Origin of the sequence: Asticcacaulis excentricus CB 48 (assembly GCF_000175215.2) — a bacterium.
Taxonomy (GTDB): Bacteria; Pseudomonadota; Alphaproteobacteria; order Caulobacterales; family Caulobacteraceae; genus Asticcacaulis; species Asticcacaulis excentricus.
Genome location: NC_014816.1, coordinates 1245805 through 1261703 on the forward strand (window position 1 = coordinate 1245805; position 15899 = coordinate 1261703).

Genomic DNA, 15899 nt, shown 5'->3' on the forward strand with positions numbered 1-15899 from the left:
GGTTGCGACCGCAGAGAGTCAAGAAGCGGCGAAGCGGATTCGTGTGAAATTTTTTCGCCGGAATTTATTTCAGCTCGATATCGGCCACGATAGGGAAGTGATCGGAAATGACCTTGCCCGAATAGCTGTCGGTCAGGGTGGCGAAGCTCTTAACCATCAACGTCCGATCCACAAAAATATGGTCGATAGCCTCGCCGTCCGTCTGGCGGATATCAAAGCCATTGAAGGTGCCGGTCGGTCCAAAACGGCGGGTGCTGGCGACGCGGCTGTCTTTCAGCGGGCTCGTTTCGGCGGTGAAGCGTTTATACGGCGCGCTGCCCATACCGGTATTGAAATCGCCCAGCACGATCAGGTGCGCGCCCGGCACGGGCGGCAGGCTCAGAATCTGCACAGCACAGTTTTCGCGCGCCTTGACGCCCACGTGGTCGAAATGGGCATTGCGAACATCAAAGACCTGCCCGCTGCGTTTATCCTTCAAAATAAGGCGCGTGATGGTGCGCGGGAAGGCGGCATCGGCGTCTTTCGAGGGGGTGTCGGGCGTCTGACCGCACCACTGAGTCGTCGCTGATACCTTCTCAAAGCGGTCGCGGCGCCAGAAGACGGTCGTGCTTTCGCCCGACTTGGCCCCATCATCGCGGCCGACGCCGTAATGGTCATAGTCTCCAAGGGCTTGCGACAGGTCATCGACCATCGGCAACAGCGCCTCCTGCACCCCCAGCACATCGGGCGCAAGGAAGGCGATCTGCGCCGCCATGCGCGGGCCGCGCTCCGGCCACGGTGGCACGTCCTGCGGATTAGCGTAGCGGATATTGTAGCTCATCAGGCGCAGGGGCTCGGCAGAGGCGGGCGAGGCGACAAGCAGCGCGGCAGCAAGTAGGGGCAGCAGTTTCATAGGGTTAGTTTATGGCGCGGCAGGCGCGGGGTCCAATGACATTCATATGACGTTTTTGAGCCGAGCTAACGTTTCACGCGGCTACTCTTTCACATCCCCACTTGTGGGGAGGTGGCGGGCGATGTCGCGCCGTAGGGGTATCTTTTCGGCAGGGGTATACCCCTCCGCCTCGTAAACTCGGCACCTCCCCATACAGTGGGGAGGAGGGAAATCGTGAAGTCACCTCAGTCTAGAGCGAGGGCGTGGTTACGGTCGCACCCTGCTGCTCCAGTTGTTGCAAGGCGCCTCCGGGGGTGAGAAGCGCTGACAAGGGCAGCACAATCAGGGACTTACCCGGCGTTCCTAAGGCAGTATTGATCGCGCCCACCGTCTGTTCGACCGACTGCCCCAGCATGGCCTTGGTCGAAGGCGCGCCTTCGAGACAGGCAAGAAGTGCTGAATCCGGCGACAAACGCTGCACGGCCTTGAGATCGCCAATGGCCCAGGCTTCGGTGGCGGCGCGGGCGTTCTTTATGGCAAAGTCAATCTCATCCAGCGTGGCCGCGACGCAATGCGCCTCTTGCTGCGTGCTAAAATCATCGATGCGCCCCAGGGTCTTGGCCACTGAGAAGCTGCCTGATGGCTTGGTTTTCAGCTTCTGGGCCTTGGCGAAACGCAGCAGCGTCTTTTCCGGGTCGCGCGTGGCAATCCCCGCCTTGTCATAAATATCCTCGCGCAGGGTGGCCGCTGCCCAGATGGGCGACAGTTTCTTGTACTTTTCGCGGTCCAGACCGTAGGCATCGGCCAGTGTATAGAAACGCTTCGACAGATCGGCTGGCAAGACCTCATCGAGCTTTTTGCCCAGCGGCAGGCGACGATCCATCAGCAGCCGCGCACCGCCGATCAGTCCGCCCTTAGCCTCTGGCGCGGTAAGCAGCACATTCGACAGGCCGATGACCCGCTCGACACGTTTGGAATCCCACGGGATGCGCTTGGTCATCACGGGCATGGCCCCCAGCACATAGACCTCGCTGTCGTCCTTGCGCACGCGCCACAGGGCGGGGCCGGGCAGGCGGGCCGTCACCACCACGTCGGTAATCCATTGATCGCCGTCCTGCATGGGGTGCGCTTCGCTGATCGTTTCCTGCGCGAAGGCCGCGGGCGCATTCAGGATCAGCGCAGCGAGACAAACGGATTTGAACATAGCGGGGCTCCTCTTCGGAGAGTCATTTGAGTCCTAACTCCGTGACCGCAATGGGGCGCGTCCGCTCAGTCGCCGCCCTTTGCTGTCAGATCAGCCTCGTCGGGGAGGTATGCCATGATGTCGCCCGGCTGACAGTCCAGCAGGAAACAAAGTTTTGACAAGGTATCAAAACGCATGCCCTTCACCTTGCCGGTGCGCAGCAGTGACATCTGGGTTTCCGAGATGCCGACCTGCGCCGCTAAATCCTTTGCGCGCATCTTGCGCCGCGCCAGCATCACATCAAGCGTTACATTGACCGGCATATCAGACGTACTGCTCCAGTTCCGCCGACAGGGCCTCGCGCGCCACCTGCAGCGTGCGGATACGCTGGCTTAGGCTAAACAGGATCAGGCCCAGACCTACAAAGATAAGGGTCAGCAGGACGTCATTTGCGACGCCGGGCTGCCGGCCGGTATTGTTATAGACCTCGCCCCATACCCAAGGTGTGACGTTCAGCCCAACAGCCAGGCCGCCAAGGATCAACCCCGCCCCGCTGTGGCGCAACCCTTTGGACAGAACCGGCTCTAGCGGCGTATCCGGACGAACGCGGGTGATCATGTCGGCAGCAAACCACAGGGCAATAGCTAAGAAACCATAGGGCAACAGCGGTAAGCCGCCTTGCAACAGCGCCAGACCGAAAATGTCGAGCCGATGGCTGGTATTCGCCCACAGTTTCGGCAACTGAACGACCACCAGCGGTACTATGATACCTGTCGGCAGGCCGATCATGGTTCTAAGAATAAGGGCCTTCATACAAAGCTCTCCATATCGGTTTGCAGCTTTTCACCAGCCTGCGTAATCAACCACAGCATTAGGCCGATCAGGCCGATGGTCAGGGGCTCGATAGCGAAATCATAGCGCACGCCGCGGAAGCGATCCTCGGTCATCGCGGTAAGGGTCGGCATAATTAGGATCGCCGCGATGGCCCCGTATATCAGGTTTGAACCGACGTCTTTCAGGCCCTTGACGACCGAAGCCCCAAATCCTTCGCCCTTATGCAGTCGCATAAAAACATCTGAAGCCGACCACAGGGCGAACAGATAGCAGATAGGAGCCAGAAGGCTGATCCAGAAGGACGGCAGCACCATACTGATCGACAGCAGCGACACCTGAACGGACGGGTCCGGGTGCATGTTGTTCAGGGGGGCGGCCTTTTCGACCACCAGTCCGGCGATAAGCCCTACGACGGCGACTTTTGTGCCTATGCCTATCAGGTCGAGCGGTAATTTGTGTGCAGACATGTGTGAACCCCTCTAACAAATTAATGTTAGGGGTATATAAATTTATATTAGAATTAAAGTCAAGAGCCGGTTAGACGTAGGCCCAGCGCCTGTTTCACCTGCCGGGCCTGACGCGCCTGATCGGTCAGGGCCCAGCCCGGAACGCCCATCAGCAGGACCGAAGCCAGCGCAAAGACCAGCGTCCGTAGCGCGCTGTTGTCCCCAAACATGAAGCTCAAGGCCGCCATCAGCAGCCATCCGGTGGAAGGGATCAACATCCAATCGCGGCGGCAGGTCGCTCCGGTCACGGCGCTGATCAGGGCGAAGACAATGGCGAGAAATGCCATGTTGGACACCGGATTATAGGTCCCGGCGACGACATTGCCGACCGAATAGACAAAGATGCCTGCTGCTGCGAAGAGCCAGGCGGCCGAAACGGCCTCGGTGCGCCAGTTGGACAACAGGCTGTGCTTGCGCACACGCAAAGCGATAACCACCGTGCCGATCAGGCCGGCCATAAAATAGATGAGACCGTAGGGCAGGGCGGGTAAAAGTCCGGCATAGGCCAGGCTCAGGCATAGATGGCCGACGCCCAGCACGCCGCCCCACCACAACAGGATCGGGCCACCGGCCAGACCCGCCGACTCTCCGCGCTCCATCAGTCGTCGCAGCCGCGTCAGTTCGTCATCCATCCCGGCGACATCTTCCGGCGACAGGGGCGGTAACAGGCTATCGAGCTTGGGGCCCTGTATCATGGCGCGCTCCTCTTATAAATATAAGCGTTACCACTGATTGCCCGAAGGTAAAGCGGAATCGTGTGGCTCAACCCGGTTGCCAAGGCCTGCGGGTTTCCGATAGTTTTGTCGTGACACAGGGAGCACGACATGACGCAGCGGCGGCGATGGATGATCGGTATGGCGGCACTGATGGGGGTGACGCTCCTGCAAGGCTGTTTTCCGGCACAGCAAAAGCCTGCAGAAAACACCGAAGCCGCCAAAGCCCCGTCCAAGCCCAAGCCGCTCTATCGCGACTTGCCAGTGCCGCCGGATTCAGTGCGTGTCCTGATTCAAACCACCAAGGGCGATATTGTGGTCGAACTGGATGGCAAGCGCGCGCCGATTTCGACGGCTAACTTCTTACAATATGTGGACTCCGGAAAGATGACGGGCGCCCAGTTCTGGCGCGCCATGAAGTCGGGCAACGGTGGCTTCGTTCAGGTCGAGGCTGCGGGCCACCGCTATCAGCCGATTCCGCACGAGCCGACCTCACAGACCGGACTGTCGCACACCGATGGCACGATTTCGACGGCCCGCTATGCCGTTGGCACGGCCAGCAACCAGTTCACCATCTCGGTCGGGGACATGTCCTACATGGACGCCGGGCGTGATCCGGAGGGCGACAATCAGGGCTATGCCGCTTTTGGCAAGGTGGTGTCGGGCATGGACGTGGTCAAGAAAATCTTGAACGGCAAGATCACCAAAAAGAAGATCGAGGGCGGCTGGGACGGGCAGAATCTCGAAAATCCGGTGGAGGTGCTCTCAGCGAAGCGGCTCAACTGACGGCGCTAAGAGCCGGCCTCTCTAAGCGCGGGCGAGATCCATACGCCCCGTACGGCAAGAATCTGTATAAAATATCTCCATTTGGCCCATATTACCAAAAAGCAACTTGACGCTTTTTTGACGGGATGATCGTCTCAACCGTAACGGGGCGGGCGCGACGCGTGGCGTTCCGGAGCATCCTTTCATTCCGGACATCTTTTAAGGAGATACGCCGTGCACAGACGCAACTTTCTGGCCATGACCGGCCTGACGGCGGGCAGCCTGCTCGTGCCGTCGCTTTACGGGCGAGCCGTTGCCGCCGAAGTGCTTCAGGAGACGATCGACGTCAAGGTGAAGAAGACGCTGGCTGACGCCGGTCTGAACGCCGCGACCGGTTCCGGGGCCAGCTATTGCGACGTGCGCGTCGGGCGCTATCTGCGCCAATTCGTTATCACGCGCGAAGATCGCGTTGAAAACGTCGTGAATACCGAGTCGCTGGGTGTGGGCATCCGCGTCATCGCCGATGGGGCCTGGGGCTTTGCGGCCACAAATGACATGACCACTGAAGCCGTGGCCAAGGCCGCCAAGCAGGCCGTGGCCATCGCCAAAGCCAACGCGAAAATCCAGACCGTTCCGGTCAAGCTGGCCCCCGTCAAGGGCGTTGGTGAGGTGTCGTGGAAGACGCCAATCAAAAAGAACAGCATGGAGGTTCCGATCAAGGAAAAGGCCGAGCGCCTGATCGACGTCAATACCGCCGCACTGAAGGCCGGGGCCGACTACGTCAATTCGATGATGTTCCTCGTCAATGAGCAGAAGTATTTTGCTTCGACCGACGGCTCCTACATTGATCAGGACGTGCACCGCATCTGGGTGCCTATGACGGTCACCGCCATCGACAAGGACTCAGGCAAATTCCGCACGCGCGACGGCCTGTCGGCGCCGATGGGTCTAGGCTACGAATATCTCGATGGCGAAGCCAAACAAAAATTCACCGATCCGGCGGGCGTCACCGGCTATGGCCTCAGCTATGATATGAAGGAAGACGCGATCGCGGGCGCCAGACAGGCGCGCGAAAAGCTCAAAGCGCCGTCCGTCAAGCCGGGCAAATACGATCTCGTGCTCGATCCCAGCCATATGTGGCTGACCATCCACGAGTCGGTGGGCCACCCGACCGAGCTTGACCGCGTTCTGGGCTATGAGGCCAACTACGCCGGCACCTCGTTTGCGACGCTGGACAAGCGCGAGGCGAAGTTCCAGTACGGCTCGGAAAACGTCAATATCGTCGCCGACAAGACGCAGTTCGGCTCACTGGGCTTCGTCGGGTACGACGACGAAGGCGTCAAGACCAAGAAGTGGGACATCATCCGCGACGGCAAACTGGTCGATTATCAGGCCATCCGCGATCAGGCGCATATTCTGGGCAAGACCGAGTCGGATGGCTGCTGCTACGCCGACTCGTGGTCGTCGGTGCAGTTTCAGCGCATGGCCAATATCTCGCTGGAGCCGGGCAAGAAAAAGCTTAGCGTCGCCGACATGATCAAGGGCGTCGAAAACGGCATTTATATCGTGGGTGACGGCTCATTTTCGATCGACCAGCAGCGCTATAATGCACAGTTCGGCGGACAACTCTTCTATGAGATCAAGAACGGCAAGATCACCCAGATGATCGAGGACGTGGCCTATCAGATTCGCACGCCGGAATTCTGGAACGCCTGTTCGGCGATCTGCGATGAAAGCGATTATCGCCTGGGCGGCTCCTTCTTCGACGGCAAGGGGCAGCCGGGTCAGGTCTCGGCGGTGTCGCACGGCTCCTCCACCAGCCGTTTCAACGGCATCAATGTCATCAACACCGCGCGTTCGCTCGGTTAATCGGCGGATTGGGAGATTACAGATATGGGCATCCTTACCGAAGCCGAAGCCAAGGCCATTCTCGACAAAGTCATCAAGCTGTCGAAGGCTGACGAATGTACCGCCACCTTGTCGGGATCGATCAACGGCAATATCCGCTTTGCGCTAAATAACGTCTCGACCAGCGGCATCATCACCAATACCGAGCTGGGGGTTCAGGTGGCCTTCGGCAAGCGCGTCGGCATCGCCACCATCAATGCCTTTGACGATGCCTCGCTGGAGCGCGTTGTACGCCGGGCCGAGGATCTAGCTAAGCTGGCCCCGGAAAACCCGGAATTCATGCCGGCCGTGGGCAAACAGACTTATACGCCGACCAATACCTTCAGCGAAGCGACGGCGACTGTTACCCCGGAGCAACGTGCCGGGGTGGCCGCCAAGTCGATCACCCCGTGCAAGCAGGCCAAGCTGATCGCCGCGGGCTTCCTGTCGGATGGTCAGGGTTTCCAGGCCTTTGCCAACTCCAACGGCAACTTCGGCTATCAGAAATCGACCTCGATGGACTATACCTGTACGGTGCGCACCGAAGATGGTCGCGGTTCGGGCTGGGTGGCGCGCAACCTTCAGAGCGTTGCCGACTTCAAGCCGGACACCGAAATCCAGATTGCCATGAAGAAGGCCGCTGACTCCGCCGACGCCAAGGCGTTGGAGCCCGGTAAATATACCGTCATCATGGAACCGGCCGCTTCGGCGGGCCTAATCTCGTTCATGATGAACTTCTTTGACGCACGCTCGGCTGATGAAGGCCGCAGCTTTCTGTCGAAAAAGGGTGGTGGCAACAAGCTGGGTGAGCAGGTCTATGACCCGCGCGTCACCGTCTATGCCGACCCGTCGCACCCGGAAGCCGCCGTGCTGCCGTGGGATGGTGAAGGTCTACCGCGCAAACGCCTGCCCATCATCGAAAAGGGCAAGGTGGCCAGCCTGCAATATTCCCGCTACTGGGCGCAGAAGCAGGGTAAGACGGCGGATGCCTCGCCGGGCAATCTGATTATGGAAGGCGGTACGAAATCGACCATGGACCTCGTGCGTTCAACGCAGAAGGGGATTTTGGTCACCCGCACTTGGTATATCCGTATGGTCGATCCGCAGACCGTGTTGTTGACCGGCCTGACGCGCGATGGCACCTTCTATATTGAAAACGGCCAGATCAAGTATCCGATCAAGAACTTCCGCTTCAACGAGTCGCCGGTCATCATGCTCAACAATATCGAGGAGCTTGGTAAACCAGTGCGCGTCGGCGATGATGAATCGCCGTTCGTGATGATGATCCCAGCTATGAAGCTGCGTGACTTTACCTTCACGTCGTTGTCGGATGCCGTCTGACGGTTCAGATAACGCTCCCTCTCCCTTTTGGGAGAGCCGGTTCGCCGGTGCGGGCGGGGTGAGGGGGAAGCCCCAGCGTAATTGCGCGCCATTTTCCGTCTCACCCGGCGCGAAAGCGCCACCCTCTCCCTCAAGGGAGAGGGGCATTAGTCGAGCGTCTTTTTTTCAGATTTTGGCAGGAGGTCTGGCGACGTTGCTGGCACCTCCGGCGCAAGCAGCCAGCTATGATTTCTGGTTCACGCGCCTGAAATACGCCTCCGGTGACTGGGACGTCGATCAGCGTATGCCGGCCAATCTGATCACCTCGCTGATCGACTACACGACCTTGCGCGTTGATCCGAAGGAGCATGTGATCGACCTCTCTGATCCAAAGATGCTCAGCGCGCCCTTCTGCTATTTGGCCGGGCACAAGCTGGTTGATTTCAGCCCGGCGGAGCGGCGTAATTTCGAGACCTACGTAAAAAATGGCGGATTCGTCTTTGTCGATGACTGCAATCACGACATTGACGGCCTGTTCGCCAAGTCGTTCGAGCGGCAGATGAGAACGATTTTTGGCCCACAGGCGCTGAAAAAACTGCCCAATACGCACGCCATTTATAAGAGTTTTTTCCAGTTCGACGGCCCGCCCAACACCACGTTTGAACTGAACGGCTGGGGCGACGACCTCGTGCACGACTACCTGAAAGGCATAGAGATCAATGGCCGTCTGGGCGTCCTCTATTCCAACAAGGACTATGGCTGCGAGTGGGACTACGACTGGCGCAACAAGCGCTTTCTAGCCGAAGACAATACCAAATTCGGCGTCAATATTGTGATTTATGCTTTGACGAGTTGAGACATCGGACGGCCTTCGCCTTCGGGGCCGGATTATGGGGATTAAGATATGTCGATCAGTGAAACCGAGATCAGGGAAAGGCTGGCCCGCCTGGGTCAACTGCGTCAGGCCATCGCTCAGGCCATTGTCGGTCAGGCCGATGTGGTCGAACAACTGCTAATCGGGCTCTTGGCCGGCGGGCATTGCCTGCTGGAGGGCGTGCCGGGGCTGGGCAAGACGCTGCTGGTACGCTCATTGGGGCAGGCGCTGGAGCTGCAATTTCGCCGCGTGCAGTTCACCCCCGACCTGATGCCCAGCGACATTCTGGGGACCGAACTGCTGGAAGAGGATCACGGCACCGGCCATCGCCATTTCCGCTTCCAGCCGGGCCCTGTCTTCACCAATTTGCTGCTGGCTGACGAGCTGAACCGAACGCCGCCCAAGACTCAGGCCGCCCTGCTGGAGGCAATGCAGGAACGCACGGTGTCCTATGCCGGGGTTACGCACACCCTGCCGTCGCCCTTCTTTGTGCTGGCGACGCAGAACCCGTTGGAGCAGGCCGGGACCTATCCGCTGCCCGAAGCGCAGCTTGATCGCTTCCTGCTGCACATCCGCGTCGATTACCCGACCGAATCCGAAGAACACGACATTCTGCGTCAGACGACGGGTGCCGGCGGTGAGGCGGTGCCCAAGGTCATGGCTGCAGACGATGTGCTGGTGTTGCAAAAACTGGTGCGCGATGTGCATGTGGGCGAAGACCTGCTGCGCTGGATCACGCGGCTGGTGCGCGCTACGCGGCCGGGTGAGGACGCGCCGCAGGCCGTCAACACCTATATAAAATGGGGGGCCGGGCCGCGCGCCGGGCAATCTCTGGTGCTGGCGGCCAAGGCGCGCGCCCTGTTGCAGGGACGGCTGGCGGCTACGCGCGAAGACGTGATGGCGCTTGCCGCCCCCGTCATGCGCCACCGCCTTCTGATGGCGTTTGCGGCTGAGGCCGAGGGCGTGGCCCCCGATACGGTTGTGGCCACCATTCTGAGCGTCGTAAAGCTCTGAGCGCATGGTGTATGATCCGATCCCTCCTGAGGTGCGCCACAGGCTGAAAGGTCTGCGCCTGAGCGCGCGCCGTGCGTCCGGGGCGTCGGGGATCGGGCTGCACGCGTCGCGCTCACGCGGGGCGGGACTGGAGTTTGCGCAGTACCGCGCCTATGAACCAGGCGACGAACTGCGACAGATCGACTGGAAGCTCTATGCACGCTCGGATAGGTTTTTCGTGCGCGAAGCCGAACGCGAAAGTCCGCTGAGGGTGTGGATGGTGCTGGACCTTTCGGCGTCGATGGGGCAGGCCGATACGGCGAAACCCGATTGGAGCCGCCTTGAGGCCGCTAAGACCATAGCGGCCTGTGTGGGCGAGCTGGCCTTGCGTCAGGGGGATGCTTTCGGCCTGATCACCCTCAGCGATCGCGGTGTGGGCGTGGTTGAGGCCGCAGCGGGGTTGAAGGCGCGCGACGGTCTGCGGCTGGGGCTGTTCAAACTGACGGCGGGCGGCAGGTTTCCCACGCTGGCGCAATTGTCGCCGGTTTGGGACCGTATCCGCGCGCAGGACATGGTCATGGTGTTCAGCGACGGCTTTGACGAGAGCTGCGCCGAGCTAATGACGCGCCTGTCTGCGGCTGGGCGCGACGTGCTAATGGTCCAGACCCTGACCGCCGAGGAGCGCGATTTTCCGTTTCAGGGGGGCTATCGTTTCGATGATCCGGAAGGCGGTGCCGAGGTGCTGGGCGACGGCAAGGCCCTGCGCGCTGATTTTCTCAAGCGCTTTGCCGCCGCCCGTCAGGCCTTTGAGGCGCGGCTGTTCGCAGCGGGGGTACGGCATACGCATTACTGGCTGGATGAGCCAGCGGACGCGCCGTTGTTTCGTCTGTTCGGTCAAACACCATCAGGAAAGGAGACGGCCTGATGCCCGCGCTCCTGTTTCCGTTAGGTTTGGCGGCTTTGCTGGCTATGGTCGTCCCGCTGGTCATCCACCTGATGCGGCGCGACGAGCTGCGTCCGGTGGTTTTCGCCGCCCTGCGCTGGCTCGATCCGCGTCCCAAACCGCGCCAACGTATCCGGTTCAGCGAATGGCCGCTACTGATCGTGCGTTTACTACTGATTGCGGTGCTCGCCCTGCTGCTGGCGCGGCCGGTATTGACCGCACGGCTTAGTGACAAGCCCTATGTCGCTGTGGTGCCGGGGGCGGATCTGAAAGCCGCGCAACAGGCGGTGGGCGAAGACGCCGAGGCGCATTGGCTGACGGAGGGCTTTCCGCTCCTGAGCGGTACCGCCGGTGCGGCGGGCGAGGTGAGCAGCCATCTGCGGCAACTCGATGCGCAATTGCCGCCGGGGGCGAAACTGACCGTGGTGGTGCCGCAAACTCTGCAAGGGGGGGACGCCGAACGCCCCATACTCAGCCGCACGGTCGATTGGCGCATCGTCGCCGGGGCCATGCCCGCCGCTCAGCCTGCGGCGACGAAACGGCCTGTTCTGAGCGTGCGGTATGCGCCGAACCACGCCGCCGATGTGCGCTGGTTCCGCGCCGTGTCCGCCGCCTGGCAGACGCCGTTTGAGGCGACCGGGATGGATGCCGCCTTGCCGTCGAAGGATCAGGTTTTGGTCTGGCTGGGCAGCGGCAACATTCCGCCTGCCCTCAGTGCGCGTGTGAAATCCGGCGGGACCGTTCTCGTGGGATCGCAGATGGTCTTGCCGCCATCGCCCCAGCGCCGCGTTGTGTGGCATGATGCCATCGGCGCACCGCTGATCGAGGCGCAAGGCGAGGGGCGGGGGCAGTGGCTACGCCTGACGCGGGCCCTCAGCCCGGCCGTTTTTCCAGCCCTGCTGGAGCCGACCTTTCCGGATCAATTGGCTGCCGTCCTGAGCCCGCCAGCGCCACCAACCCGCGTCGAAGCGCGCGACCTGATCCCGGTTGCGGGGCGTTCAATCTTTAACCGCCCGTCTGAGGAACTGACGCCGTGGCTAGCCCTGTTGGCGGCTGCCCTGTTTCTGATCGAGCGCCTGCTGGCCACCGCCGCTCGCCGGAGGGCCGCGCCATGAGGCCTCACAGTTTTACCGCCTCGGCGCGTTTGCGCACCTTGTTGAACGACGGGCTGACGGCCCTCCCGCTGATCGTCGCTGTGACCTTTGCGGGTTGGGCGGTGGGCGAAGAAACGGGGCTTTTGATGGCACTGTGTCTTGGCCTTGTCGTCGCCTTTGCGCTGGCCATGTGGCGATTGAAGCGCTTCGACCGCGCGTGGGTGATTGGAGCGCTCAATGCCCACCGCGCCGATATGGAAGACAGCGCCGATCTGTTGTTTGCGCGCACCGAAGACCTCAATCCCTTGCAGGCCCTGCAACAGCAACGAATGATCGAGCGCCTGCCGTCGCCGGCTGTGCTGACGCCGCCCTGGCGCTGGAAGCCGGTGGGCTTTGCATTGGCCCTAGGTCTGGCCATCGGTGCCCTGACGGCCGTGTTGTTTTGGTTGCCGCAGACGCATCCGACCGCTGCTGCCTCCGGCACGAGGGGCACCGGCGCGCCTAAACTGATCTCCGCCGAAATCGCCGTCACCCCGCCCGCCTATACGCGGCAGGCGGGGCACCGCGAAACCACGCTCGATCTCAAGGTGCCGCAAAACACGAAACTGGTCTGGCGGTTGCGCTTTGCGCCCGACGCCGCAAATGTCCGGCTGGTCTTTCACGATGGTCAGAGCATGGCCCTTCGGCGCGATGGGACCGGCTGGAGCGCTGCCCTTAGCGCCGACCGCTCACGCCTATATCGCATCGCGGCCGACGGCTTGCCGACGCAACCTCTGCACCGGCTGGAAGTCACTCCCGATGCGCCACCAAAGGTCGAGGCGGTCCTGCCGGACCGCGCCTTGACTCTGGTCACGCCGGGCCAGACGCAGTGGCCGCTGGTTTTTTCCGCCAGCGATGATTACGGCGTCGCCACCTCGACGGAACTTCGCATCATTCAGGCGCAGGGGCAGGGCGAAAACATTACCTTCCGTGAACGGACATTAACCTTAACCGGTACTGGCGGCGCGACCGATAAGCGCTTTGCCACGCGGCTCGACCTCAAGGCACTAGGGTTTGCCGTCGGCGACGACCTAATCGTGCAACTGACCGTGCACGACAATCGCACTCCGTCGCCGCAGGAGGTGCGCTCACCCAGCCTGATCCTGCGCTGGCCGTCCGATCTTGGGGCCGAAAGCACAGGGCTGGAGGCGCTGGCCCGTAAAACCCTGCCGGCCTATTTCCGCAGTCAGAGGCAGATCATTATCGACATCGAAGCCCTGCTAAAGGAGAAGCCGCGCCTGAAACCGGATACTTTCCTCAGCCGCTCGGACGCAATTGGCGTCGATCAGCGCCTGCTGCGCCTGCGCTACGGGCAGTTTTTGGGTGAAGAGGCCGAGGGCGAACGCGAAGCCCCGCCGGGCCTTGAAGAGGGGCATTCTGAAAATGACGGCCATGATCATGGGGGCCACGATCATGGGGGCCACGATCATGGGGGACTGGCCGCGAAACCCGATGCCGCGCCGGTGTTTGGTGACGGCGGCAATGTGACCGCCGAATATGGCCACACCCACGATGAGCCCGAAGCGGCGACCCTGCTCGATCCGGAAACGCGCGCCACGCTGAAAAAGGCGCTGGATGAAATGTGGCAGTCGGAGCTGCACCTGCGGCAGGGCAATCCGCAAACCGCCCTGCCGCACGCCTACAAGGCACTGGGCTATATCAAGGAGGTGCAGCAGGCGACGCGTATCTTCCTGTCGCGTGTCGGGCCGGAGCTGCCGCCGATAGATCATAACCGCCGCATGACGGGTAAGCGCGACGGCATTGCGCCCGTGCCTTTCGCGGTGACGGCGGCCCCGTCCCCCGATGCGCCCGTTGTGGCTCTGTGGACGGCTCTGGCTGAGACACCCGGGGCCAAAAACGACCTGCCGCTGGCGGCGCTCGATGGCTGGCTGCGCACCAATGAGGGCCGGGTTGGCGACCCGCTGTCGCTGCTGGCGGCGGTTGAGGCCGTGCGCGCCGACCCCGGTTGTGCCGCGTGCCGTCAGACGCTGCGCGGTCAGTTGTGGCGTGTCCTGACCCGGCCTCCGGCCGGTTTGGCACCCCGCCCGGCGGTCACGGCATCCGGTGGCCGCTATCTGGATGCACTGGAGCGACCGAGATGACCCCGTCTGTGATCGTGGCTCTCATGCTGTTGGCCGCCGTGGCCTTATCTACGCTGCGGCTGGTCCTGTGGTGGCGCAAGGCCGATGCGACCGAACGCTCGCTGCCGCGGCTTGTGGCGCTACTGGCCCTGACGCCGCTGTCGGCGTGGTTGCTGTATCTGACCCTGTTCCCGCCGCGTCTGGCCTCTGCACCCGGCACGTTGATCGTCGCTACACGCAGCGCACAGGCCGTGGATGCACAGGCAGGGGATCGCGTCGTCGCCTTGCCAGAAGCCCATATACCGGGGGCGGAGCGCGTCCCCGATCTCGCCACGGCCCTGCGCCTGCACCCCGAAGCCACGCGCCTGACCCTAGTCGGCGAAGGCCTGACGCCGCGCGACCGCACGGCGGTGGAGGGGCGGGCCCTGCGCTTTGTACCGTCAGCCCTGCCGCGCGGCGTGGTGCGGCTGGATACGCCTGAGCGCGTGGCCCCCGGTGGGGCGTTTCAGGTCGGCGTAATGGTCAACGGCGTGAAGGGAGGCGTCGTCGAACTGCTTGATCCGGCGGGGGTCGTTGTCGAAAGCCAAACACCCGATACCAGCGGTTTGGCGGTCCTCAGCGGCGCGGCAAAAGCCGCAGGGCCGGTGTCTTTCAGCGTGCGACTGCGCGAGGCCACTAAGGCCGTGGTGGAAACCGCCGAAGTGCCGGTGTGGGTCGATGAGGCGCTGACGGCGCGGGTGCGCGTCATCGGGGGCGCTCCGGGACCGGAGATCAAATATCTGCGCCGCTGGGCCGCCGATGCCGGTATCGACATGCAGGCGCAGGTCGCGCTGGGTGGCGGTGTGGCGGTCGGCGATGCGCCGCAGCCCCTGAATGTCGCCACGCTGAGCCAGACCGATCTGCTGGTCATAGATGAACGCGGCTGGGACGGATTGGGGGACGGGGGCCGCGCGGCGGTGATCAGCGCCGTGCGCGGCGGGATGGGCCTGTTGCTGCGGCCCACAGCCCTGCCGTCGGAGACGACGCGCACGCAGTGGGCGGCGCTGGGCCTGCGCCTCAGCGGCACGGGTGATCCGGAGACGGTGACCTTGCCTGTGCCCTCAGGCAGCAAGGACAAGGCACCTACCGTCACGCGCCTGAACCTGCGCCTCGAGAGCGCCGATGCGGTGCCACTGGCGGTGGACAATAAAGGGCAGCCTATGGGCCTGTGGCGGGCTGAAGGGCGCGGCCGGGTCGGTTTGTGGAGCGTGACCGACAGTTTCGCCCTGACGCTCAGCGGCGAGGCCGGGCGGCATCAGGCCCTGTGGAGCCACCTCTTTTCAACTCTGGTGCGGCGCTCCAGTGCGGCCCTGCCTACCATCAGCCCCGCCCGTGTGCATCAGCGCGTCAGCCTGTGCGGCCTGAGCGGCGCGGCCGAGGTGCTCGACCCGCAAGGCGGCGTCAGCCATCCCGTCGTTGATGCGGCAACGGATGAGGCGCGTTGTGCTGCCGTCTGGCCCACGCAGGCCGGCTGGCATGTGCTGCGCGTGACGACGGCAGAAACGGTGCAGGCCGTGCCTTTCCACGTCCTGTCGGACAAGGGCCTGCCGGGCGTTCAGGCGCTGGAGGCGCGTGAAGCGACTCAAGCCTTGGTGGCCGAAGACGCGCGTCCAACGGAAGCCACCGGCGAGGGCCGTCGCGCCGCCGCCTGGCCGTGGTTCCTCGGCTGGTTGCTGATCAGCGCGGTCCTTTGGTGGGTGGAGCGTCAACGCCGTCCGCAGCCCTGATCCACCTCTCAGCGGCCGCGACTCATATTT

The 15899-nt window shown here is 62.4% G+C and carries 15 protein-coding genes; 9 read left to right on the plus strand and 6 right to left on the minus strand.

Annotation, left to right across the window (positions count from 1 at the left end):
- Positions 1–64: 64 nt before the first annotated feature.
- The 6 genes from ASTEX_RS05945 to ASTEX_RS05970 form a co-directional block, all read right to left on the minus strand.
- Positions 65–892 carry an endonuclease/exonuclease/phosphatase family protein gene (locus ASTEX_RS05945; protein ID WP_013478705.1) on the minus strand — a complete coding sequence of 276 codons (828 nt, stop codon included), beginning with the start codon at positions 890–892 and terminating at the stop codon, positions 65–67.
- A 229-nt stretch (positions 893–1121) separates the two neighbouring features.
- Positions 1122–2075 (minus strand): TraB/GumN family protein, encoded by a 954-nt coding sequence (locus tag ASTEX_RS05950; RefSeq protein WP_013478706.1) that lies wholly within the window; start codon positions 2073–2075, stop codon positions 1122–1124.
- A gap of 65 nt (positions 2076–2140) precedes the next feature.
- Positions 2141–2377 carry a helix-turn-helix domain-containing protein gene (locus tag ASTEX_RS05955; RefSeq protein ID WP_013478707.1) on the minus strand — a complete coding sequence of 79 codons (237 nt, stop codon included), beginning with the start codon at positions 2375–2377 and terminating at the stop codon, positions 2141–2143.
- 1 nt (position 2378) lies between these two features.
- A complete protein-coding gene (locus ASTEX_RS05960; RefSeq protein ID WP_013478708.1) occupies positions 2379–2867 on the minus strand; it encodes a hypothetical protein in 489 nt (162 codons plus the stop codon).
- The gene (locus ASTEX_RS05965) at positions 2864–3355 is read right to left on the minus strand and encodes a hypothetical protein (RefSeq protein ID WP_013478709.1); all 492 of its coding nucleotides are present in this window, start codon (positions 3353–3355) and stop codon (positions 2864–2866) included. The genes ASTEX_RS05960 and ASTEX_RS05965 overlap by 4 nt, the downstream gene beginning before the upstream one ends.
- Positions 3356–3414: 59 nt before the next feature.
- Complete coding sequence (locus ASTEX_RS05970) at positions 3415–4089, minus strand: hypothetical protein (protein WP_013478710.1); 675 nt, start codon at positions 4087–4089, stop codon at positions 3415–3417.
- A 129-nt stretch (positions 4090–4218) separates the two neighbouring features.
- Between ASTEX_RS05970 and ASTEX_RS05975 the strand changes: the two genes are divergently transcribed.
- From ASTEX_RS05975 to ASTEX_RS06015, 9 genes are all read left to right on the plus strand, one after another.
- Complete coding sequence (locus ASTEX_RS05975) at positions 4219–4893, plus strand: peptidylprolyl isomerase (protein ID WP_013478711.1); 675 nt, start codon at positions 4219–4221, stop codon at positions 4891–4893.
- A gap of 213 nt (positions 4894–5106) precedes the next feature.
- Positions 5107–6741 carry a TldD/PmbA family protein gene (locus tag ASTEX_RS05980; protein ID WP_013478712.1) on the plus strand — a complete coding sequence of 545 codons (1635 nt, stop codon included), beginning with the start codon at positions 5107–5109 and terminating at the stop codon, positions 6739–6741.
- A 24-nt stretch (positions 6742–6765) separates the two neighbouring features.
- Positions 6766–8100: a TldD/PmbA family protein gene (locus ASTEX_RS05985; RefSeq protein WP_013478713.1), complete on the plus strand. Its 1335-nt coding sequence runs from the start codon at positions 6766–6768 to the stop codon at positions 8098–8100.
- 145 nt (positions 8101–8245) lie between these two features.
- Positions 8246–8935, plus strand: coding sequence for a DUF4159 domain-containing protein (locus tag ASTEX_RS05990; protein ID WP_041659000.1), 690 nt, complete (start codon positions 8246–8248; stop codon positions 8933–8935).
- 48 nt (positions 8936–8983) lie between these two features.
- Positions 8984–9967 (plus strand): AAA family ATPase, encoded by a 984-nt coding sequence (locus tag ASTEX_RS05995; RefSeq protein WP_013478715.1) that lies wholly within the window; start codon positions 8984–8986, stop codon positions 9965–9967.
- 4 nt (positions 9968–9971) lie between these two features.
- Positions 9972–10871: a DUF58 domain-containing protein gene (locus tag ASTEX_RS06000; protein ID WP_013478716.1), complete on the plus strand. Its 900-nt coding sequence runs from the start codon at positions 9972–9974 to the stop codon at positions 10869–10871.
- A complete protein-coding gene (locus tag ASTEX_RS06005) occupies positions 10871–12004 on the plus strand; it encodes a BatA domain-containing protein (RefSeq protein ID WP_013478717.1) in 1134 nt (377 codons plus the stop codon). The genes ASTEX_RS06000 and ASTEX_RS06005 overlap by 1 nt, the downstream gene beginning before the upstream one ends.
- On the plus strand, positions 12001–14124 hold the full coding sequence (locus ASTEX_RS06010) for a DUF4175 family protein (protein ID WP_013478718.1): 2124 nt from the start codon (positions 12001–12003) through the stop codon (positions 14122–14124). The genes ASTEX_RS06005 and ASTEX_RS06010 overlap by 4 nt, the downstream gene beginning before the upstream one ends.
- The gene (locus tag ASTEX_RS06015; RefSeq protein WP_013478719.1) at positions 14121–15869 is read left to right on the plus strand and encodes a hypothetical protein; all 1749 of its coding nucleotides are present in this window, start codon (positions 14121–14123) and stop codon (positions 15867–15869) included. Before ASTEX_RS06010 ends, ASTEX_RS06015 begins: the two co-directional genes overlap by 4 nt.
- Positions 15870–15899 lie beyond the last annotated feature (30 nt).

Coding starts and splice junctions, on each gene's coding strand:
- ASTEX_RS05945 (WP_013478705.1), bottom strand. CDS start 892: ATGAAACTGCTGCCCCTACTTGCTGCCGCGCTGCTTGTCGCCTCGCCC.
- ASTEX_RS05950 (WP_013478706.1), bottom strand. CDS start 2,075: ATGTTCAAATCCGTTTGTCTCGCTGCGCTGATCCTGAATGCGCCCGCG.
- ASTEX_RS05955 (WP_013478707.1), bottom strand. CDS start 2,377: ATGCCGGTCAATGTAACGCTTGATGTGATGCTGGCGCGGCGCAAGATG.
- ASTEX_RS05960 (WP_013478708.1), bottom strand. CDS start 2,867: ATGAAGGCCCTTATTCTTAGAACCATGATCGGCCTGCCGACAGGTATC.
- ASTEX_RS05965 (WP_013478709.1), bottom strand. CDS start 3,355: ATGTCTGCACACAAATTACCGCTCGACCTGATAGGCATAGGCACAAAA.
- ASTEX_RS05970 (WP_013478710.1), bottom strand. CDS start 4,089: ATGATACAGGGCCCCAAGCTCGATAGCCTGTTACCGCCCCTGTCGCCG.
- ASTEX_RS05975 (WP_013478711.1), top strand. CDS start 4,219: ATGACGCAGCGGCGGCGATGGATGATCGGTATGGCGGCACTGATGGGG.
- ASTEX_RS05985 (WP_013478713.1), top strand. CDS start 6,766: ATGGGCATCCTTACCGAAGCCGAAGCCAAGGCCATTCTCGACAAAGTC.
- ASTEX_RS05995 (WP_013478715.1), top strand. CDS start 8,984: ATGTCGATCAGTGAAACCGAGATCAGGGAAAGGCTGGCCCGCCTGGGT.
- ASTEX_RS06000 (WP_013478716.1), top strand. CDS start 9,972: ATGGTGTATGATCCGATCCCTCCTGAGGTGCGCCACAGGCTGAAAGGT.
- ASTEX_RS06005 (WP_013478717.1), top strand. CDS start 10,871: ATGCCCGCGCTCCTGTTTCCGTTAGGTTTGGCGGCTTTGCTGGCTATG.
- ASTEX_RS06010 (WP_013478718.1), top strand. CDS start 12,001: ATGAGGCCTCACAGTTTTACCGCCTCGGCGCGTTTGCGCACCTTGTTG.
- ASTEX_RS06015 (WP_013478719.1), top strand. CDS start 14,121: ATGACCCCGTCTGTGATCGTGGCTCTCATGCTGTTGGCCGCCGTGGCC.